Consider the following 19,353-nt stretch of genomic DNA (forward strand, 5'->3'; position numbering starts at 1 on the left):
CTCGTTTGCCCATGCGTGCAACGGAGTGTCGCTCAGGCTGGCCGGACTGGCACCATGACTCAGCTTACGACTATGTCAGTCGGTTGCCGCGCACAGCCTGGGCCTGGGAATTTCTTCGGCGCAATCCGAAATTCCAGCGCGACTACGCCAAAACGGCGCCCGCATTCACTGTCCGAAGACACGCCGAAATTGGGATTATCGAACTGACGACAGGAGCCTCCCCGATCACGCAATGGAATCTCCTGTTTCGCGGATGCCCCGCAACTGGACGCCACGTCAGCAAGGGTGTTTTGGGATCCGCGCGATTGCGCGCACATCCTGCAAGCGGCCGCGCAGCCGGTCGGGCGCGAGCGCGGCTTTGAACTGCTTGACCTTTCTTCACTGTCGTGCGGCAAGGACATCCTGCTGACACCAGCCGGCTTGCAGCATGTGCTGCTGAGACAGGATTGCCGCAACCTGCAAATTGCAGTTTCCGCTGCCTCCGTGCTCCGCCCGGTCCGGCTATGCGTCGACGCGATCGTGCCTCTGCGGCGCTTGAAGTCCCATATCGCTGCCCTTCAGTGCCTGAATGAGATCCACGGCAGCGGCCGCCTGGCGGCCGCTTCCTTTCCACCGGAGCCCCGCGGACGGCGTCTGCGTAACGTGCTCCAGGCTTTGGATGGCTCGCTTGCGGGGGCATCCCACCAGGAGATCGCCATAGCCCTGTTCGGGCGACGGCGTGTGGAACAAGATTGGTCTCATCCAGGCGGCCATCTTCGCGATCAAGTCCGTCGCGCCGTCCGACGCGGCCGCTACCTGATGGGCGGCGGCTACAGACAGTTCCTCACATAGTTGAGACTGTTTCAGCGAAGGGTTTAGGAACCTATTGCTGATGGGCAGCCCATGCAGCCCATGCAGCCCATGCCGGGAACATGAAGGGAACACCTTGGCCGATGAGGCGCGACCGGTTGTGCGCGCTGATGGTCATGTGCCGAAAGCCACCGTCGCATTGGTGGCACCGCGGGGCCATGTCGATGTGCTTGGCAAGCTCAGCCGGAGTGCCTCTGCCGAGCCTGGCAACGCAATGCCGACCTACAAAGCGGGCTCGTCGAGCTTGTAGGTGCATCCTTTAGATGATGGCAAACTGTGCGTGGCCTCGAGTGGACGCACAATCGATGCGCTATGAAGCTCTCCCCGATGGGTCGCGCGAGCGTGAGAAGCGGTAATTGCCGGAGGATGCTTGCGAACTGGTAATGCTGTGCGTTTAGGGCTGTGACAGGATACAGTTCCAGATGACTAGCTTGCAACTTTGCGGTCGCTGTCCGGCAAAATCAATCCTCGGAAGGCTCCACCGGCTTTTCGTTGCGCCAGTTCAGGAATTCGTCGAGCACAATGATGAACGCGCCGACCAGGATTAAGGCGTCAGCGAGGTTGTACACGCCGAGCCGCAAGGCCGTCGTGTGGGGAGCAATGTAGTCGATGACATGGCCATATAGAGCACGGTCGATGAGATTGCCGATCGCGCCGCCGATGATCAGGCAAAAGCCGATCCGCGCCATGACCTGATCGGGTTCCGTCCGCTTTGCCCGGAACAGCACGAAGGCAATGACCGCCATCGAAAGCGCCATCAGTCCTTTGCCGCCGACCCATTCGAAAAGGGAGAAGCCGACGCCGATATTATATGTGCGGTAGAGCGCCAGGAAGGGCAGGATGTCGACCTGCTCATGCAGGACAAGCCCGGCTTCGACCAGCCGCTTTATCCATTGATCGAACGCGACGGCCGCAAAGACGAGACTGGCATAGGCTGCAAGCGACCTGTAATTCACGGCGCATCCTCCACGTTAAGCTTCAGCGCACCGCGCCTGATCTCGAACGGCATTACACCGGTAGCGATCGCCAGATTGACCAAATCGGCGCCCAGCCTTCGGCATGCGCAGGAGCTTGTCGCAGGCATTGGCGAGTTCGTCCAGCAGCCCCTGCGTCACCGTCTTCCTGCGCTTACGAACTTTGAAATGTTCGACCTCGTCGCCGCCATCATCCTCAAAGATTTTGTAGAGGCGCGGACGAGTTCACGCCGGGTGACTGTGAGAACAGTTTTCGAGGTCGGGACGTCGAAAAGTCGCCGATCCCATTTCGTCGAATGATCGAGACCCGATGACAGCGCGTCCCCGCGACAAAGTGGTACCGCGCCCGCATCCGCGCGGGCGATGTGACCTATCCCATTGCGCAAATGGTGCACCGGCGAAGCGGCTCGCGACACACAGTCGCGCCAACCCGCCCGGCATCCCGTAGTTGTACCTCGGCTCGCTTCCTAAAACTGCGACAGCGGAGCAGCCTCCGCACACCGGCGAGGTTGCGTGCGTCGCCGAATTCACTATCGCGGGTCCTTACAATTCGCTCTCAACCGCGTGGCGTCAGCCGGAGCGGATGAACAACCTATTGAAAGCTCATAGCGAGGCAATTGATGCGCCCGGAACGAGGTACGAGGCCGGGCAGCGGATCAAACTTGCCGCCGCTATGAGGGTGCCATGAGATGGTTAAGGACTGCTGAAGGTGATAGACAAAGTTCTCGTTCGATCATCGGCAGTTCGGCGGCGCCACTTTAGGCTTTTTCGGCGGCCATTCGCTCGGCCAGAAGCCGCTGTCCAGCGCCTCCATTAGCCACCCCAGCTGCGCCGGGATGACTCTCGGGTTTGTGGGCCGCTCGAATGCCGAAATTGTCATCGCGCTGGTGTAACCGAGCAGCGACGCCAATTGCGCTTGAGTGAGGCCAAGCCGCTTGCGAATTGCCCGAAATTCACTTGACGTCATAATTCTTTATCTTGCCCTGCAGATGGCGGGCATAGAAGAATTTGCGTGCGGGCATGCTGCTTTCCGCTGCTTTTTTTGCGTGATCCGGCCAATTCCGGGATCATGAAACGCTCGGCGGCCTTACCCGTTGCATGGCGGCATTGTCGTGCAGCCTCATTGGTTATCTAAGCTTCACTTTTGCGCCTCAAGTCGATTTCATGCAAGAAATCGTCACTTCTAAGCAGGAGGTGCGAAATTGCTTGCACGGCCGCCTGCCGCCGATTCCCCGCGTGAAATCCCTCTGCAGCGAATTCGACTTCGAGACAATTCCTGCCCATGTCGATCCCTTGCCCGGGCCGACGAGGCGTCGACGATGCGACGCATCATCGACAGGCACCGGCATCGAACATTGCCGCCTGGTGCTGTCGACGATCAGAAACGACCGCAATCAAGGCATCCCTTGCCAGGCAGGTAAGGCCTCCGTCGCGGCTATCAGCTTCAGGATGAGTTTCTGTCGAAGGCGAAGAGCCGGGCAAATCCGCTGCCCGGGCGTGCCGTGGGTATCGTGGCCTCTTAGCTCACTCCACAACAAACGACGGAGCCGGCGGCCGCGGCCGTCACGTGGTGGTATGTCCAGTCAAGGCGGCCCTTGGATTGGCGTTCCGGCGCTCCTGAGCCGGCCGTCTGACTCTTGTGTCTGTCAGGTTTCGGACAGAATTTGAGATGGCGAATGGTAAGAGACATTTCTATATTCGGGTCGCATTATATAAGGCACCTCAAAGGGCCCGCCGACAACGCCCCGTTCGGCCGGGCCCTTTCTTTTGCGGCAGAGGGAAAAGAGGCCGCCTAACAAGGGGGCGCCAGGCCGCCCGACCGCTATCTCCTCCGGTGGGCGTTAGATAGTGGGTAACGAAATGTTTCAGATTGAAACACTCGAAGTGACGTTGAGCAGGTTGTAATTGGAGAAAATGTTCGCCTAGGTTTCGGCTGAACGCTGTCGACGACTGGGCGTGCCGGCGCCGTGACGCCGTTGAGCTCGCGTTGAAGAGCGCTGAGCAACGAGGGTTTAAGAGAACCTTCATGTATCCATAGCGTCGATGATTGTCATTCAAACAATCAATTTTGCCGATCTTGAGGCGTGCTATTAAAAACCGCCGACTTTAATCGATATCAAATGCGTTGAGGCAAAATTCACAAGGTGCAGGTGCGGGAAGAGTTGATATCTGCATCGTGCTGTTGTGGGAGTCCAAGCAACCGAATTGGCGGGTATCACGATAGGACGTTTCCCGTGTGAGGTGCACCAACCCAAACCGCTGCGTCTGACGCGCTTGAGTTCCATAAAGGCGGTGACCAAACAATATCGTCAGCTATTTCTGACCTGGCATGGTTTGCCCGGCACGGCAGGAGCATCGTTCGGTATCTCCGCTGCCGCGCGTGAGCTAAACGGCACCGTCCAGGAAGCAGGAGAGAGCACCTCCTCGGTGGTGGCTCAGCTGAAACAGGCGCTCTCGGGCTCGGACGCCGATCGAGCTGTGCGGCTGTATGCCATTCCTGATCGCGATGCTGCGATCGAGACGTTGCGCGGCTACATTGTGCTGACCTTGTCAGTGCGCAAAAACCGTCGAGCTGCAGGTCCGAGTGGTCATGGGAAGCAGGAACGTGAAGTTGGAGAACTAGCGAACTCATCGAAACAATATAGCGGCGCTGGAGCCGCTGATGCCATAGGTTGGCGCCGTGCAAACTGCGTCTCGGAGAGCCAGTTCCAGATCGCCGTATAAGCCATAGCTTATATTTTTGGAAAGCGGTTCGTAGCGTTGCGTCACATCTCGATGACCTGCCTGGATATCAGCTGACAAGTGCGGCCTTCGACCGCACGTGATGAAACAGGACGGCAGGAGGCGCTTTCCGTGACCACGAGAATTGCGATCCGGATCGAGCTGGAAGCGCTCAACTCGCGTGTGATCGAGCTTTTCGAACGCTCTCTCTGGAGCTATTCAGTGATCGAGGAATGCTACGCGGTCGCTGGCAAGACCGATTACCTTCTGTTCATCTCCGTGAAGGAAATCCAGGAGTTCGACGCGATACACCGGAATGTTCTATCAAGGCTCCCCGGTGTGAAGAAGATCAAGACCGAGTTCCCCTTGCGGCGCGTTCTCCCGACTTGATGGAAAGTACTCCACGAGCCGAGCTGGTAGACACATTGGATATGCTTGACCTGCCAAATTATTGAGGGCGCGTCCGCTTCGCCAATGTCAGGGGCCGCCGGAGCTTACGCTGGCCGACATATCGTTCGTATACAGCTGACAATTGCCGCAGATCGATGTCCGCGTTGGCTTAGTAGGCCTAACGGCTTTCTGAACTTTGTACATGCGCCCGCCCCAAACGTCAGGTTGCCGAGATGCGGTATCTTTTTAGCAGCAGAGTTCGAAAGTTGCCTCGGCCTGTTAGCTAAGGCTTCCAAGCCAAAAGCAACAAGCTGCTCTTCCGACTGGTCTATTCGTTCTGGAGAATTCACTTCGACTGCCCAGCCGTCAATGCCGCCAGAATCTCGACGGCGGCGAACGCTGGCGCCATACTGCGAAAGAACGATTGCGAGTTTGAGGTAACTATGATCGTTTCCTGCGCGATCCGGGCCAGCGGCGACACACTGCTATCAGTGATGGCCACCACGCCGACACCCTGCCGAGCCGACCGGCGCGCCACTTGGATCGTGGTGTGTTCATAAGGCGACATGCCCACGGCAAGGAGCACGTCGCCGCTTCCCGCATGCAGGAGCACATCCGAACTCAGTCGGGCCATATCGCTGACAAGCGTCACCTTGCGGTTACCGCCGGCCATAAGCGACATGAAGTGAACGAAGTGCCTCGCGACCGGATAAGCGGCGCGCGAGCCGAAACCGAACAGATTGCGGGATCTCGCCAGGAGGCCGGCGGCGGCGATGAATTGCGGGGCATATTCACCAAGGCTTGAAATCTGGGCTGCGAGAGCGTCGGCAACCACTCCGGCAGTCGAGTATCTCGATGCGCGGTCCTTCTCGATGCAATGTCGCGCCGGCTCACCGGCGATTGTCTCACGCAGAGCCCGCGCACAAAGGCTGCGCAATTCTTGGTAGCCTTCAAGGCCAAGCCAGCGCGCCAACCGCATCATAGTGCTGGGAGAGACGCCGGCCTGGTGCGCCTGCTGGCGCATCGACATCAGCGCGACATCCTTGGGATGATCCAGAATGAAACGGGCGGCGACCCGCAACTGCGGCGGCATGTTCTCGACCTGTCCCACCAACAGCTCGGCCAAAGGACCTTTTTCCATTCTGAAATACCCGTTCACCCCATTGCCGATTACTCCTGAACGTCGACAATACACGGCTGGAAACCGAATTGACTCATGAATTCCAAATGGACTTCAATTTTCAATCGTGCTGCTTCGACCTCTCGTCACAAGAGCAAGCGCGAAATGGTCATTGATTGCGGCAATGGTCGCACTTTGACAGTTGCTTATAACCGTCTTTCCTGACGTGAACCTGATTGCCACTCAGCCAAACTTTGAATTTGGCAAGGCAGCGATGCAGGCGCGGTTCTCCGGCGCGGGCTGCAGCTCATGTCCAGGCTTGCCGGCCGTCCTGCAAAGATAAATCCCTCTGCCTGCTTGGCAGCACGCAACCTACATTTTGCCACGCGAGAAGCGGCAACTGGCCCTCGCCGAAGTGGGACTTCCGCCAGAGGGCATTGGCCAGGGTCGCGCGCGCATTATCAATGTTCTCAAGGCAAGCTGCCGCAGTCAAATTTCCACATAGCGGCCGATCGACGGCAGGAAGACGACAATCATCGCTTGCAAGTGATCGCGCTCACCAAATCTCTCATGGATTTCACGCAGCCTCGGCGCGATCGCTTCCCGTTCGTGCAGTGGCAGATCGGCCACGCCGAATACGTATCCGGCGTGGCCGACCGCGCATAGGTGGCAACCGCGTCCGTGGAGGGCTTGATCTTTGGCAAGGATTCGCTTCCGCAATATATGCCGACGCTCGCCAAAAGGTGGCATCAGTTGCACTTGAGAATGATGGCCTGAGGCCCGTCAGGATTCTGGGCACCCACGCATCGTCCTGGGATCCGGTCGGGATGAACTCCACGCCTCCGCGTGGTGCCATGCGCAGGTATCGACTGGCTTGGAATGGCAATCACACCTCCGGCTGGTCGGGTAGCCCGACCAGTCTCAACTGGGTCGAGACGTTCACGTATAATGGAAAGCCGGCTTGCCGTTCCGTGTGAAAACCTGATCATCCTTGACGAAATAGGCAGCTGCGCCGCGCTCGATTTGATACCACCAGCCGCCGTTTTCGTAGAATTCGCATGCCCCGGTTTCGGGTGCGTAGATCCGTTGACCCTCCTGGCAATATGCGGGCTTCCCCTCGGTGTCATATATCCAACGAATGGCCATCCGATCCCTTTTCGAAGTCGCGGCTCGATGTCGCATCGATCTCGCCCCTACTCGTGGCGCGCCCTACCTGCACCAAACACCGTGCGCATGTGGCCATAGTACGGCATGGCCTTCGCTCAACAAAACTTCGCCCGCGAGGCAGCAACGCCTGGGTAGCATCTCCAACCACTATGACCCCTGTCCTCGCATCTTCAGCACCTCGCAGAACTCCCTCACCATATCGGCCGAGATGTCCTCCGGAAAGCAGAGCGGAGTGTAGCCACCGGCACGGTCCCAGGCGCTTCGCTTGCCGCAGCGCCGCCCTCTCGCGTCGCGATGGTAGGGACAGGGGCAGTTGCCGGGATATTTCGCAACACTTTCCTGGATCATTTGGTCTTTGAGCGTTGGAACGGGGATTTGGCAGTTGAAAGTTTGAGATGACGCCGGACCGATCAGGGCAGCGAGGACGAGCGCCAGCCACCGCTGATTACTGGCAACAGACCTTGCGGACATAGGTGTTTCCATAGGTCATAAAGGCATCGTCCGGGATCGCGCCATTCTTCTTCAGCAGCGCGACCAGGTTCCTGGCCATCTGCTCGTCATAGGTCTTTTCCAGCGTGATGGCGAACCAGCCATTGGTGACCAGATACGCCGAGACAGCAATGCTGGCCGATCGCGCATAGGCGTTCGCTTCGGCAAGATTGTCGAAACTCTTGATCTGGATATGACGCTGACCAAAGGGTCCGCTGTCATACTGGTCGACGAAAACCCAGGTGTGGTGCATGTAGCCGGTCTGGCTGCCCGACTGGACCCGGTACCAGCGGTCGGCATCATCGAGGATCGCGACAGGGCTCCCGTTGGCCAGGTTGACGTGGTTGGCCGATTTCCCATCGGGGAGCGCCTTCATGGGGGCAGCGCCCTTAGAGTGCCTGACGCGACCGGAGCGCGCCTCGGGGATCGACGAAAGTGGCCAATCATTCTGAATGGAAGGCGCAGGCGCTGCGGCGACACCGGGTTGCGGTGCAGCGGGCGGGGCTGTTGGCGGGGAGATCTGCGGCTGTCCGGTATCCATGTTGTGTGTCGTGACTTGGTACTGTTCCATCTCGCTCATCGAGAGGTACCGTATGTCGTTGCTTTCATATTTCAGGGAAAGCTGGAGTAATGACGGGTCGACGCCCATTTCCAGCATGTAGGATATCACGTCCGCAGTGATCTGCTGCACCGCCGACACCGCTTCCTGAGCGCTGAGCGAAACGTCGCCGCTGAAGGAGGATTTATGTACTCCAATCGCACCAGGCTCCGCGAAGCGCATGATGCCGCCCAGGAATGCAAGAGCGCAGGCCGAGGAGCATTCCAGTCCCCTCGGCTGGAACGTGCCTAGCCTGAAGGAGCGGATGAGGCGGCCAAGTTCCATCGCCTTGACGATGTTGCCGCCATGCGAATTGAAGCCGATCGTCGTCGGGTTGTGCGAGCGCACGACCGATGCGAATTCATCCAGATTGTCTTCGAAGGAAAACTCGCCGATGACCATCACATAGCGGAGGCCGTCGGATGTTTGATCGGCTTGATACTTCAATCCGGCATGGGCCGCCGTCATGGCGGCAATCCACGCGGCCAACACAACCCCAAGCACCGTAGACAGACGCAGCATCGCCCTCTCACCCCTCGCCAAGGTTAGCGTCCCCCGTCGGCGCTGTCGAATCCGGAAATACCGTGTGGAAAGCCTTAAGACCCTGTCCGCTGACGACCACGGGCGCCTGACGCCGGCTGGGCTGCCTGATGCTCCTGCATCCATGCGCGAGGCGCGATCGTCCCTCTACATCCGGCCAGCCCCCGCATGGCGGCCAGGCGGTCCTGTTGAGGTTGGCGGGCGCCCGCGCGCCTGATGGCGCGCGCCGGGCTCTCGTTGAACCGAGCCCGCTCCTTCGCCTTGCTCAGGGCGGCGGTCTCGGCCCTTCGGGCTTTGATCCCTGGCGACGACAAGCCTCCGGCTTGTCCGACGGACGCCGCTCTTGCGAGCGGCGACATTGTTCAGCTGGCCTCTCCCGGCGGCGCGGTGTGGGCGGCGCTCCCTTCTAGGCCCGCCGCGGCAGGCCGCAACCCTCCGCTTCGCCTCGGGTCCTCCACATTCGTTCCGGCCCGTAACCACCCCTTCGCACAAATACGACAACGCCCCCGGGTGCGGCCTGCCTTTCGGCCGGCCTTTCCGGTCGCAAGTCGCCGCCCACCCCGCTTCCGGGGGAGGCGCGGCTTTGGATCGGAGAGGATGAAAAGCCATGCGCCAGACCGCCAGACGTCCCGCCAGCGGAAAACACGAGAGCCGGAACAAGGACGGCAACCGGCCGAACCTTTACCACGAAGTGACCAGCCGCATCATTGCCGAGCTGGAAGAGGGGCGCTTCCCCTGGGTGCAGCCATGGGGCCGTGCCCAGGCCGCCATTGGATTGCCCCTCAACGCCCTAACCGGGCGGCGCTATTCCGGCGTCAACATCCTCATCCTGTGGGGCGCCGTCATTGAAAAGGGTTTCCCCTCGCAACACTGGATCACCTTCAAACAGGCCTTGGGAGCCGGCGGCTGCGTGCGCAAGGGCGAACGCGGCACCACCGTGTGCTACGCCGACCGCTTCATACCGAAATCAGAGGCCGAACGTTCGGCGCAAGACGGCGACGAGCCGGCGGCCGTGCCGTTCCTCAAGCGGTTCACCGTCTTCAACATCGCGCAATGCGACGGGCTCCCGGATGACTTGGCACTCGACGCCGAGCCGCTGCCGCAACGCCAGATCGTTCCCCACGCCGAACGCCTGATCAAGGCCACAGGAGCGGATTTCCGCATCGGTGGCGAGCAGGCCTTCTACATGCCGGCGCGCGATTTCATCCAGGTGCCGCCGCAGCCCGCTTTTCATGAGCAGATCAATTACTACCGGACCTGTTTTCATGAACTCGGGCACTGGACCGGCCACGCTTCCCGGCTCGCCCGCGACCTGTCAGGCCGCTTCGGGTCGGCGCTCTATGCGCGCGAGGAACTGGTCGCCGAAATGGCCAGTGCCTTCATCTGCGCCAGCCTCAACATCATGCCGACCGTCCGTCACGCCGACTACCTCGCCACATGGCTTAATGTGCTGCGCCAGGACAACCGCGCCATCTTCCGCGCCGCATCGCAAGCCAGCAAGGCGGCGGATTTCATCCTTGGTCTTGGCGAGGGCGCCGGGACGGAAGCCGTACAGCAAGAGATCGCGGCATGATCCTGATCCCCGAAAACCTGCGCGCCCGCCTCATCGCCAATGGCGCGGCGGAAACCCGAAACCCATCACGTTCCGCTCGTCAAACTCTTCGACCCGTGCGGCCCGGTGTTCGCGAAAACGGCAGTCCGGACACTTTCGGTAGAACGAATGGCTGGCGCTGTTCAACAGTCCCGACACCTACGCCCCGCGCCGCGGGCCGCTGAAGGACAGACGATTCCACCAAGGCCGCGCTGTTTGCGATCTATTGCCGGCCAGATCGTCGCCGATCTCTGTGGCGAGGAGATATTTCGCCGACGTGGTACGAGGCGATTGCCCGGCGCAAGGCAGCCTATCTCGATGCCGCATCGTCCGATGTCATTGTTCTGGACGCCAATCACTACTTCCATTCCTGGCCCTACGAGAAGGCGCCGAAGAAGAAGGGCGGTTTCACAGGAAAGGCGCAGCAAGAACGGGGCACACCTCAATACAAGCGTCCGCAGCCCTCACCATACGTTCACTTGGTTTAAATCCTGGCAGCATTTGCCCAAGGATCATAGCGTTAAGGAACAGCGAACCACCCAGACGCGGATGAGTCGTGTGCCCTATCGCCAAGCTGAAATTTGAAGGCCGGCCACCATAGCGGAATGCAATATTCTGCGCATTTGAAACTCCAGCTAGACCGCGCTTCTTTTTGCCTTCCCCGCTCATCTTTGTCCTTTCTTCCATTTTTTCTGTGGTTTAGGTGTAGATCAACAGATGATCAAATTGTACTATAGGTTAATACGGTACATTGACCTATGGCACATGCTTCCTGGCCGACTCTATTCCTGCGTACTGGCAGAGAGCGCGCGATTCTGCTTTGATTTCCTTTCGAACCAAACCCTCGGAAGCTTTGGCTTCGTTATCCGGCAACAAGGCGAGATACCCGTCGTTCCGTGTTGCACCTCCCAATTGCTGCAAAGGCCGTGCCAGCGCCTCAGCGCCCATTAGGCGCCCTTTGCTTTGAAAACCTCCACAGCGCCCACAGTCGGTTGTGGTGAACCTGACACTTTGTCAGCCGCTGTCAGCTTTTGGACACGGGATCACGCGCTTCGCGCCACCAGAAGGCGTGTCCATCGGCACGGTCCCGAAGCGCCAAGACCATGAGCGCGTGCGACCGCAAAAGCACGGCGCAAGAGGCCTTTCAATTCCGGAACCTGCTCGTTTCTCGGCGCTGTCGCAATTGGCGCGGAGCTTGCAGCGACCCTTGGTGCAACGTTCGACCGGAGCGCAGCGATGGGAGATGCCCGGGAGGGAGGAACCCACCTCGATCCGGTCAGGAGACAAGTATGTTGACTATGATCCCGCAAACCGCAGCGCGAGTCCCGCGCCCCGCAAGCCCTTTTATCGCCGCCTGTACGTGCAGGTGTTTGCTGCAGTCACGCTCAGCCATCGCACTCGGCCGCCTGAAGCCGCTCGGCGACCGGCGATCACGGCTGGGCGGTTCGCGCGCACTCCGCGCCGCTCACGGAGCGGTCGGCTGGTTGGGCGCAGCCGTCATGCCGCAACCGCCAGCTCGTGTCCTTTCGGACAGTACGAGCCTCTTAACCTCCCGTAGTCCGGGAACAGCGGGGCAAGGCATTAAAGCGATGCCCCTTTGACGTCAAAAGGCCAGCCGTTGCTGCCCTGCCGTTTCAAAGTTGACTGGAACCTGACCCATGCCTAAGCGAATAGTCGGCCTTATCGCTCTTTTAGTCCTAGTCCTGCTTCTTGCCGGGCTGGTGGCGCGATATCATCCAGTTGCCATAGACTACCTGCGCCAGCTCGAAAACCGTCGCCTGCTCGCCGCGGATTGGCGGAAGCTCATTCCGGAGCGGCGCGACGCACTCCTCAACGACCCCGCTGCGCCAACTGCTGGCAACCCGAATGGCGACGTCCCTCTGGTGGTGTTTTTGGACTACAACTGCCCGCACTGCCGGACGGCAGACCTTATCATCCAGCAAGCCCTCAAGGACGATCCCAAGCTGAAGGTTGTCTATAAAGAGACTCCGGTCCTGGGACCGGATTCCAAATTCGCCGCAATGGCGGCGCTCGCCTCCCGCAAACAGGGAAAATATGAGCCGTTCCACCACGCCCTTATGGCTGCTCCCGGCCCGCTCAGCGAATTCTCAATCTTGACTATCGCACGACACATGGGCCTCGACGTTGAGCAGCTCAAGCGGGACATGAAAGATCCCGCCATCGAAGACGCCCTCGCGCGCAATCGCGCGCTCGCCACCGAGCTGCACATCACCGGCACGCCGGCCTTGGTGCTCGGCGACGAAGTGATCGCAGGGGTGCCCGAGAGTCCGACGTTGGAACGCTTAATCGCCAAAGAGCGGGAAAAAGCTAAGCGTTGATACCGCGCCCGACCACCAACTTCGGCATTTTGACACAGGTGGCGGCCGGCGCAATCCCGTTCTCTGGCGGCCATGCATGCTGCCACTCGCCCCGGGCCAAATCCCCTACATGGCCGGCAACGCGGTGGGCGGCGGACCACGCCGCTCTATCGGCAGCGTGCAGTCCCGCATTCAGCGCGCTTCCTCAGCCTGGCCGAACGCGATCACACAGCTCGGGATCTATTCAGCCGGCCTTGGTGTTCCCGCCATCGGCCTCTTTCACCGAAAGCCCCTCGCCAAAGGAACAGGCACGAAGCGCGCCGGAGGCGTGCTTCAGATCGCGGCCGGCGCGACGATGGGTGATCGTACAAGTCCCCATTGTCAGAAGACACCGTTGACGTGGACGCCTCCGCGCCAAGGCCGGGCCGCCTGTCGACGGCGTGGCCCTTGGCGTGTTGATAAAGCCGCAGCCGTTCCAAGAAATCCCCGGTCGGAATGACGAAAATGACGTTGGCTGCAATCCCATGCACCTCCATCATGCCAGGCCGAGGCTCTGGTCGAGGTCACCTCATCGAGGATGACGGCGGCCGGAATTGCCTGGACCAAGCCGGGCCAAGCCGTGGGTGCCGGTGGTCCGGCATTGAAGTCCTGATATCGATTGAGCGACAGGGCTGCCCGTCGGACCGCCGGCGAAGGCAAGCGTGGGCTGCAGCACCAGATCACAGGCATGCCGCCAGCCAAGCGATCCCATGTGCCTTGATGGCGATGCCGCCAAGATAGAATTCGCCACCGGCATGAGCCTCAGCGTGGTGGAGGTGTTGAGAGGCACCTGCGCCATACTGGCGAACGTTCGAAGCGGGCAAACCCGTAGCTCAGCTCATAGCCTGCCTAGCCAAAGGCGGGCATCGCAGCAGGCCGCCGTCCTTCGGACCTAGGCCCAAAAGATCGGGCCAGGCGATTTCGCAAGCCGGGCGTGTCCGCCCGGCCAATTCTGTCCCTCACACAATCCTGACGGTCAGCAAACGCCATACCAGCTGTCGAATCGGCCATCGTTTGGAGCCGCACACAGAGCGCCGTAACAAACCTTCTCACCCTTGAAGTTGGCCAGGAACTGCAGCAAATGCGATATTTCGTCCTGTTCATCTTCGTCCCGGATCAGCTCCGGACCGCCCAGCGACTTCAGTGTCAGCTCGATCAGCTCAATCGCCCGATCTTTGTTGCCGCTCTCGTGATAGTACAGCGCTGCCAGCCGATAAGACGAGAACTTGGGGCCTTCGCCTTGCGGGGGATTCAGCGCCAGGATGTGTTCCGACAGCTCTTTTCCCATCGCCAGGCGCTCAGCAGACGGAAAGTGCGAATGGTCAAAGTTCGGAAAGAAGAGTTCCTCTAGCGCCGCAATCATCCAATCCTCGGAGTTTCTGTTGATCGCGTCGCGAACGAATTGGCGCATGACGGGCAAGCCGGCCTGCATGTCGCGCATTTTGTGAATCAACAGATTCACCTGAGACCGGCGGAAACCGAGGTTGTCCGGCATCAAGGCGATGCCTTCTTGGATTGCCGAGCTCGCCGTCGTCCACTCCTCTTTCTCCACCGCCGCCCAATATCTGTCTTTGATCGGCTTCTTCAGCGCTTGTTCGCGCGCTATGGTTTCGCCTTCCGCGATCCGCTCCGTATCTTCGGATTTCGCTTTGTCGCTGGCGCGCCAGCTGCCGTTGAGCACCTTCGGCAAGACCTCATCGAGTTCCATTGGATGACCGATGAAGGCGATGTGGCCGTCTCGGTCGACCACGAACGAAGTCGGGATCCCGACAGAAAGGCTGGCCTCCATCCAAAGCTTGTCCATTTCGCCTGTGGAGTCGAACGCGATCCGATAGTTCAGATTCGAGAACTTTTCGGTCAACCAAGCGTCCAAATTGCTGCGGGCCTCATCGGCCGTTGGAGCGTCTTCAGAAGCCGCGACTCCGACGATCTCAACTCCGCTGTCCCTGTATTTCTCCTGCAGGTGCATCAGATGGGGCATGCCGTCCACACATGGGCCGCACCAAGTTGCCCAAAATTCGACGATGTACACTTTGCCAGGCTCGAAGCCGGTGAGGGGCTCCCCACGCAGCCAGGTTTCCACTTGAATCGAAGGCGCCGGGGACTCCATCTGCAAGACGCGGTGGTGTCCAAAGCTATTTCCAAAGGGTGAGGTTGTCGGCACGGCTGGTTTCCTCCTTAGAGACGGCACACGGGTCCATTTGCGTGCCATCAGTCGGTGTGCAAGGGCCATGCCAGCGAGCTCAGCGCGCATATGCTTTGAAACCTCCGCAAGGCCCAAGTGGCCGGTTGTAATGAACCTGACATTTTTGCCAGTGTTTGTTCTGAACCTGTCATATTTTCTGCCGCTGTCAGGCTTTGGACACGCTTCGCATCGCCCAAAAAGCGTGGCCCATCCGCACGGTCCCGAAGCGCCAACACCGTGAGAACCGGTGCGACACCGCCGCATGACGTCGTGTCATGCATCGATGCCAAGCGCCTCGGCGTTGAGCTCGCCAGGCCAGAACATCATCGACGAGACGTTCAAGCTCGACCCGGGCGCGGAAAACGGCGCGAGGTTGTTCGGGGCGCCGAGCGGCAATGCCGCCGAGAAGGCCAAGACGCAGAAAAAGATTATCCGCGAGTTCCTTTCGGGCGAGAACGGTCTCCAGAAACTCGAGACCAGGCTGCCGCGCTGCATGAATTCCCGGTCGAATGCTACACCAATCGCGGCGCCTCCCGCACCGCCGATCAGTGGGGCAAAGTCTGGTCGCTGTTTACCTCCGAATTGGAGTGCGCCCCTTGGGGTGGACAGTGATCAGGCTGCTGTTTTGCCAGTCTGCCGGATGTGCTGATCCTCGAACTGCTGCGGGCTGAGATATCCCAGCGCCGAATGGAGCCTGCGCTTGTTGTAGACCTCCTCGATGAAGTGGGGAAGGTGTCCGGCAACGTCCTCGGAGGTCTCGAAAGCCATGGGGTAGACGGCTTCGACCTTCAGCGTCTTCATGAAGCTCTCGGCCTTGGCGTTGTCGTACGGATTCCCCCTGCGCCCCATCGAGCCGATCAGACCGTTGGCGGCAAGAAGCTGCCGGTAGATCTCAGCAGCATATTGCGAGCCGCGATCGGAGTGGTGGATGCAGCCGGCAGGTGGCATTCTTTGCTCGACAGCAACCTTCAAAGCCGCGACTGTCAGGCGTGCATCGATCGACCGGCCGATGGCGTAGCCGACGATCAGGCGCGACCAGGCATCGAAGGACGATGGCGACGTAGACGAAGCGGGTTGACAGGGCAACGTAGGTTATGTCGCTGACCCAGAGCTGGTTCGGCCCCGTCGGAACAATGTCTTGGGCCAGGTTCGGGAAGATCGGACCGCCGTGATCACTATCGGTTGTGGCAATAAATCGCCGTCTGATCTTTGGTTGCAGGTCGTGTTCGCGCATCAGGCGCCGGATCTTTTTATTGTTCACGACCACGCCCTGCTGACGCAGGGCCGCACCAACGCGGCGGTAGCCGTAGAATTCGAACTCGTCGCAGATGGCAAACATGGCCTCAACAATCGCCGTGTCGTCAGCCCGCTTTTCCGGACGGTCATAGTAGGTCGAGCGCGCGATGCCCATCAGCCGGCATCCTTCGGCGACGGAGATACCGTGGGGCCGGTGATAACGGATGTAGTCCCTCTTCTCGGCGGCCGTGCGCTTTTCAGAGTCCCCTTTAGGAACTCCAGTTCCAGGGCCTGCTTACCGACGAGCCGCTCAAGGGCGGCAATCCGAGCTTCGTATTCCTGGATCAGGTCGGCCGCCTGCGCATCGTCGTCGAAGGCGCCTTCCTCGTATTTGCGGACCCAGACGCGGATCAGGTTGCGGGTGATGTCGTGGCGTTTCGCCAACCCGTGCAGCGTCTCGCCGATCAGATATTCCTGCGCGACCTGACGCTTAAACTCGATGCTGTGTGTGCGGTATCTTGCCATGGTTCTCTCTTCGAAAACCCGACAAGACTGGTCAATCCCTCATGCCGAACTGTCCACCCCAAGGGGCGCACTCCAAATGAGCCCGTCACGCCGGATGGCGGTTTGCCGATAGCCGCCACTTGGCGCGCCTTGGCGGGGCAAACCTGCTGCACGCTCGACCGTCTCTTGATCCCGCATCGCGCACCAAATCGGGCCGCCAAACTCGTTCCTCTCGGCGATCGATCATCACGCCGGATTGCCTGCTGAATCGCCAGGCGCATGGGCACATTTGTCGATCCGGCACCGGCGTCTGAGCGTGCGCAACCCCGTCGTCTGCACGCCGTCTGCCTGTTGCATGCACCGCGATCAGGCGATCTGTCTCCACGCGTCTTAAGGGCCATTCCCCTGCGGCTGGCTTGTCGACCTATGGGCGGTCAGGCCCGCCCGAAACCCTCGCCGCCAGCTTTTTTCCCCGCCGCCTGCGGCGGCTTCCTCGCGCCGCTTCGCTTCAAAAAAGCCGCCCGCTCGGGTCCTTCGCTGCGCTGCGGCCCGTCGGTTCGGGCGGTCCGGACGCGCCCATAACGGTCCGCCATCGCAGGGGAATGGTCCTCGGCGACAGCAAAAGGAGACTTCGAAATGACCGCGATCGGTTACGTCACCAAGCAGGAAAACGGCGGCTACAAGGGCCAACTCAGGACGCTTAGCGTCCGCGCCGACATCGACATCGTGCCCAACCAAGCCAAGTCTGCCGACAACCATCCCGACTTCCGGGTGCTGACCCAGGGCGTCGAGGTCGGCGCCGGCTGGATCCGCACCGGCGAGATGTCCGGCAAGGACTATGTGAGCCTTTCCATCGCCGCACCGGAATTCGGCCCGCGCAAGCTCTACGCCAATCTCGGCCGCGCCGCCGGCCAGGACGATGACGACACCTACGCCGTCATCTGGAACCCGGCCGACTGACCGGCCAGCTGGAGCCCTCGCGCCGCAATCGGCGCGGGGGTTACCCGCCCGCCGTCGCCCGAAGGGGCGGCGAAAACTCCCTGCCGACTCTTCGCCCGTCCCCGCGACGACCTCGCTCGCCGATCCTCGCCGTCGCTCCTCCTGAGCGAAAAGAGGATGATCATGAACGACGAAAACGAGCGCGCAGCCCGCGCCAAGAAGGGCAGCCCGTTTCTCAACACCGCACAGGCGGCCTTCTATATCGGCCTGTCCCAGCGGACGCTCGAAAAGATGCGGCTGACCGGCGGCGGCCCGAAATACCGCAAGCACGGCCGCTATGTCCGCTATCATATAGACGAGCTCGACGACTGGTCGAAAGGCCGCTTGCAGGACTCCAAATCCGAGGGTGACCAGAACGGCTCCGGCTCTGACGGCGATGAGGGCCGGTCATGAGCGGGCGGCCTTCCATCCAGCTCATCGGCAGCCGGCTGCGGCGAATTCGGGCGCACGGAACCATCGCCGTTGCCGCGATCGGCCTGGGCCTGATCGGTTTCACCGCCCTCGTCAAACCCTCGCCCTGGCTCATCTGGAACGCCTCGGCGAGTGCGCCGGTCGGTCTCTACCGGGTTGGATTCACAGCGCCCGCACGCGGCGATCTGGTGCTCGTCCGCCCGCCGGAATCGGTCGCCGATCTCGCCGAAAATCGCGGCTATCTGCCCCGCAATGTGCCGCTGGTGAAGCGCCTTGCCGCGCTGCCTGGCGAGCATGTCTGCGCTTTCAAAGACGGCATCATCATCGGCGGCAAGATCGTCGCGCGCCGCCTCGAGACCGATGCCCAAGGCCGGCCGCTGCCACTGTGGAACGAATGCGGAAAGCTCGCCGATGGCGAGGTTTTCCTGCTCGGCGGCAAGGCAGCCGGCTCCTTCGACAGCCGGTATTTCGGGCCAGTGCCGGCCGCGAATGTCATCGGGAGGCTCGTGCCGCTATGGACCGAGTGACCCTCCTGATGCTGGGCATGATCACGATAGCGCCATGCGCCTGTTCCGCCTCGACCGGCGCTGAACCGGTCGCCATCTCCCGTGATCCAGAGCTTCAACGATGGCAGGCGTTGGTATCGGAAGCCAGCAGGCGATTCCGTGTTCCCGAGGCCTGGATTTATGCTGTCATGGACGCCGAGAGCAACGGCAAGACCATGCTCGATGGCCGTCCCATCACCTCCCATTCCGGCGCAATGGGCCTCATGCAAATCATGCCTGGCACCTATCGGGACATGGTTGCCGAGCACGGCCTGGGCGCCGATCCGCACGATCCGCGCGACAATATCCTCGCCGGAACAGCCTATCTCAGCGCCATGTATGACCGCTTCGGATTCCCCGGCCTGTTCGCTGCCTACAATGCAGGACCCGAACGTTACGAAGAGCATTTGCAGAAGGGTAGACCGCTTCCGAAGGAGACGGTTTCCTATCTGAAAGAACTCGAAGCGCCGGGGATTTCGGCCACCGACATGGACGAATTCAAACGCGAATCCGGCGCTCCAAAGGGACAAAAAGCTCCCTCCGGACGGTCGCTGTTCTTCCTTCGGGACGGAATTCGCGCTGGTGAAACGAACGGCGATCTCTTCGTGCCGCTCGCGAGCAATCGCGCTCGGCCGAAGAAGCCGGATCGCAGGTGATGTGCGGGCGGTGCGGGGCCG

Annotated in this window: 21 protein-coding genes and 1 pseudogene; 10 read left to right on the forward strand and 12 right to left on the reverse strand. The window is 60.6% G+C overall.

The genetic code is table 11. The annotated features are described in order from the left end of the window. Window positions 1-11: 11 nt before the first annotated feature. The gene (locus ACG873_RS03060; RefSeq protein ID WP_394893328.1) at window positions 12-362 is read left to right on the forward strand and encodes a transcriptional regulator domain-containing protein; all 351 of its coding nucleotides are present in this window, start codon (window positions 12-14) and stop codon (window positions 360-362) included. Beyond that, window positions 286-831 carry a DUF2285 domain-containing protein gene (locus tag ACG873_RS03065; protein ID WP_394890376.1) on the forward strand — a complete coding sequence of 182 codons (546 nt, stop codon included), beginning with the start codon at window positions 286-288 and terminating at the stop codon, window positions 829-831. The genes ACG873_RS03060 and ACG873_RS03065 overlap by 77 nt, the downstream gene beginning before the upstream one ends. Window positions 832-1,310: 479 nt before the next feature. Here ACG873_RS03065 and lspA read toward each other — a convergent pair whose 3' ends face one another. The 3 genes and pseudogenes from lspA to ACG873_RS03080 all read right to left on the reverse strand — a co-directional run bounded on the left by lspA (window position 1,311) and on the right by ACG873_RS03080 (window position 2,790). Continuing rightward, the gene (gene lspA / locus ACG873_RS03070; RefSeq protein WP_394890377.1) at window positions 1,311-1,805 is read right to left on the reverse strand and encodes a signal peptidase II; all 495 of its coding nucleotides are present in this window, start codon (window positions 1,803-1,805) and stop codon (window positions 1,311-1,313) included. Beyond that, window positions 1,802-1,958: pseudogene (locus ACG873_RS03075) on the reverse strand (RNA methyltransferase); the annotation flags it as partial. The gene lspA and the pseudogene ACG873_RS03075, both read right to left, overlap by 4 nt. A 598-nt stretch (window positions 1,959-2,556) precedes the next feature. After that, the gene (locus ACG873_RS03080; protein ID WP_394890378.1) at window positions 2,557-2,790 is read right to left on the reverse strand and encodes a helix-turn-helix domain-containing protein; all 234 of its coding nucleotides are present in this window, start codon (window positions 2,788-2,790) and stop codon (window positions 2,557-2,559) included. 1,238 nt (window positions 2,791-4,028) lie between these two features. Here ACG873_RS03080 and ACG873_RS03085 point away from each other — a divergent pair. Together ACG873_RS03085 and ACG873_RS03090 are read left to right on the forward strand one after the other, a co-directional pair. Then, window positions 4,029-4,547, forward strand: coding sequence for a hypothetical protein (locus tag ACG873_RS03085; RefSeq protein WP_394890379.1), 519 nt, complete (start codon window positions 4,029-4,031; stop codon window positions 4,545-4,547). 129 nt (window positions 4,548-4,676) lie between these two features. Beyond that, entirely contained in the window at window positions 4,677-4,934 is a 258-nt protein-coding gene (locus ACG873_RS03090; protein WP_394890380.1) for an Lrp/AsnC ligand binding domain-containing protein, read from the forward strand. 346 nt (window positions 4,935-5,280) lie between these two features. Here ACG873_RS03090 and ACG873_RS03095 read toward each other — a convergent pair whose 3' ends face one another. From ACG873_RS03095 to ACG873_RS03105, 3 genes are all read right to left on the reverse strand, one after another. Continuing rightward, window positions 5,281-6,060: a MurR/RpiR family transcriptional regulator gene (locus tag ACG873_RS03095; protein ID WP_394890381.1), complete on the reverse strand. Its 780-nt coding sequence runs from the start codon at window positions 6,058-6,060 to the stop codon at window positions 5,281-5,283. Between the two features lie 483 nt (window positions 6,061-6,543). Continuing rightward, window positions 6,544-6,684: a hypothetical protein gene (locus ACG873_RS03100; RefSeq protein ID WP_394890382.1), complete on the reverse strand. Its 141-nt coding sequence runs from the start codon at window positions 6,682-6,684 to the stop codon at window positions 6,544-6,546. 982 nt (window positions 6,685-7,666) lie between these two features. Continuing rightward, complete coding sequence (locus tag ACG873_RS03105; RefSeq protein ID WP_394890383.1) at window positions 7,667-8,830, reverse strand: hypothetical protein; 1,164 nt, start codon at window positions 8,828-8,830, stop codon at window positions 7,667-7,669. 625 nt (window positions 8,831-9,455) lie between these two features. Between ACG873_RS03105 and ACG873_RS03110 the strand changes: the two genes are divergently transcribed. Beyond that, the gene (locus ACG873_RS03110) at window positions 9,456-10,421 is read left to right on the forward strand and encodes an ArdC family protein (protein ID WP_394890384.1); all 966 of its coding nucleotides are present in this window, start codon (window positions 9,456-9,458) and stop codon (window positions 10,419-10,421) included. A 426-nt stretch (window positions 10,422-10,847) separates the two neighbouring features. On the opposite strand, the gene ACG873_RS03115 is transcribed toward ACG873_RS03110, so the two are convergent. Continuing rightward, the gene (locus ACG873_RS03115; protein WP_394890385.1) at window positions 10,848-11,108 is read right to left on the reverse strand and encodes a hypothetical protein; all 261 of its coding nucleotides are present in this window, start codon (window positions 11,106-11,108) and stop codon (window positions 10,848-10,850) included. A gap of 989 nt (window positions 11,109-12,097) precedes the next feature. Here ACG873_RS03115 and ACG873_RS03120 point away from each other — a divergent pair. Then, window positions 12,098-12,778, forward strand: a complete 681-nt coding sequence (locus tag ACG873_RS03120) for a DsbA family protein (protein ID WP_394890386.1) — start codon at window positions 12,098-12,100, stop codon at window positions 12,776-12,778. Between the two features lie 994 nt (window positions 12,779-13,772). On the opposite strand, the gene ACG873_RS03125 is transcribed toward ACG873_RS03120, so the two are convergent. The 5 genes from ACG873_RS03125 to ACG873_RS03145 form a co-directional block, all read right to left on the reverse strand. Then, a complete protein-coding gene (locus ACG873_RS03125; RefSeq protein ID WP_394893329.1) occupies window positions 13,773-14,906 on the reverse strand; it encodes a TlpA disulfide reductase family protein in 1,134 nt (377 codons plus the stop codon). Between the two features lie 348 nt (window positions 14,907-15,254). Continuing rightward, window positions 15,255-15,395: a hypothetical protein gene (locus tag ACG873_RS03130; RefSeq protein WP_394890387.1), complete on the reverse strand. Its 141-nt coding sequence runs from the start codon at window positions 15,393-15,395 to the stop codon at window positions 15,255-15,257. A gap of 198 nt (window positions 15,396-15,593) precedes the next feature. Then, on the reverse strand, window positions 15,594-15,992 hold the full coding sequence (locus ACG873_RS03135; RefSeq protein ID WP_394893331.1) for a transposase: 399 nt from the start codon (window positions 15,990-15,992) through the stop codon (window positions 15,594-15,596). Then, window positions 15,874-16,392, reverse strand: coding sequence for an IS3 family transposase (locus tag ACG873_RS03140; RefSeq protein ID WP_394890388.1), 519 nt, complete (start codon window positions 16,390-16,392; stop codon window positions 15,874-15,876). The genes ACG873_RS03135 and ACG873_RS03140 overlap by 119 nt, the downstream gene beginning before the upstream one ends. Beyond that, window positions 16,392-16,742, reverse strand: coding sequence for a transposase (locus ACG873_RS03145; protein ID WP_394890390.1), 351 nt, complete (start codon window positions 16,740-16,742; stop codon window positions 16,392-16,394). Before ACG873_RS03145 ends, ACG873_RS03140 begins: the two co-directional genes overlap by 1 nt. 615 nt (window positions 16,743-17,357) lie before the next feature. Here ACG873_RS03145 and ACG873_RS03150 point away from each other — a divergent pair. From ACG873_RS03150 to ACG873_RS03165, 4 genes are all read left to right on the forward strand, one after another. Next, window positions 17,358-17,681 (forward strand): DUF736 domain-containing protein, encoded by a 324-nt coding sequence (locus ACG873_RS03150; RefSeq protein WP_394890391.1) that lies wholly within the window; start codon window positions 17,358-17,360, stop codon window positions 17,679-17,681. 162 nt (window positions 17,682-17,843) lie between these two features. After that, complete coding sequence (locus ACG873_RS03155) at window positions 17,844-18,113, forward strand: helix-turn-helix transcriptional regulator (RefSeq protein ID WP_394890392.1); 270 nt, start codon at window positions 17,844-17,846, stop codon at window positions 18,111-18,113. Continuing rightward, window positions 18,110-18,658, forward strand: a complete 549-nt coding sequence (gene traF / locus ACG873_RS03160) for a conjugative transfer signal peptidase TraF (RefSeq protein ID WP_394890393.1) — start codon at window positions 18,110-18,112, stop codon at window positions 18,656-18,658. Before ACG873_RS03155 ends, traF begins: the two co-directional genes overlap by 4 nt. After that, on the forward strand, window positions 18,646-19,332 hold the full coding sequence (locus tag ACG873_RS03165) for a lytic transglycosylase domain-containing protein (protein WP_394890394.1): 687 nt from the start codon (window positions 18,646-18,648) through the stop codon (window positions 19,330-19,332). Before traF ends, ACG873_RS03165 begins: the two co-directional genes overlap by 13 nt. The last annotated feature ends 21 nt before the right edge of the window (window positions 19,333-19,353 follow it).

The sequence above is a fragment of the Allomesorhizobium aridi genome, assembly GCF_043769475.1.
Lineage (GTDB): Bacteria > Pseudomonadota > Alphaproteobacteria > Rhizobiales > Rhizobiaceae > Allomesorhizobium.

Excerpts from the sequence above, each read along its gene's own strand:
- ACG873_RS03060 (WP_394893328.1), top strand. The coding sequence starts at position 12 with ATGCGTGCAACGGAGTGTCGCTCAGGCTGGCCGGACTGGCACCATGAC.
- ACG873_RS03080 (WP_394890378.1), bottom strand. The coding sequence starts at position 2,790 with ATGACGTCAAGTGAATTTCGGGCAATTCGCAAGCGGCTTGGCCTCACT.
- ACG873_RS03105 (WP_394890383.1), bottom strand. The coding sequence starts at position 8,830 with ATGCTGCGTCTGTCTACGGTGCTTGGGGTTGTGTTGGCCGCGTGGATT.
- ACG873_RS03110 (WP_394890384.1), top strand. The coding sequence starts at position 9,456 with ATGCGCCAGACCGCCAGACGTCCCGCCAGCGGAAAACACGAGAGCCGG.
- ACG873_RS03115 (WP_394890385.1), bottom strand. The coding sequence starts at position 11,108 with ATGAGCGGGGAAGGCAAAAAGAAGCGCGGTCTAGCTGGAGTTTCAAAT.
- ACG873_RS03120 (WP_394890386.1), top strand. The coding sequence starts at position 12,098 with ATGCCTAAGCGAATAGTCGGCCTTATCGCTCTTTTAGTCCTAGTCCTG.
- ACG873_RS03125 (WP_394893329.1), bottom strand. The coding sequence starts at position 14,906 with ATGGAGTCCCCGGCGCCTTCGATTCAAGTGGAAACCTGGCTGCGTGGG.
- ACG873_RS03140 (WP_394890388.1), bottom strand. The coding sequence starts at position 16,392 with ATGGGCATCGCGCGCTCGACCTACTATGACCGTCCGGAAAAGCGGGCT.
- ACG873_RS03145 (WP_394890390.1), bottom strand. The coding sequence starts at position 16,742 with ATGGCAAGATACCGCACACACAGCATCGAGTTTAAGCGTCAGGTCGCG.
- ACG873_RS03150 (WP_394890391.1), top strand. The coding sequence starts at position 17,358 with ATGACCGCGATCGGTTACGTCACCAAGCAGGAAAACGGCGGCTACAAG.
- ACG873_RS03155 (WP_394890392.1), top strand. The coding sequence starts at position 17,844 with ATGAACGACGAAAACGAGCGCGCAGCCCGCGCCAAGAAGGGCAGCCCG.
- traF (WP_394890393.1), top strand. The coding sequence starts at position 18,110 with ATGAGCGGGCGGCCTTCCATCCAGCTCATCGGCAGCCGGCTGCGGCGA.
- ACG873_RS03165 (WP_394890394.1), top strand. The coding sequence starts at position 18,646 with ATGGACCGAGTGACCCTCCTGATGCTGGGCATGATCACGATAGCGCCA.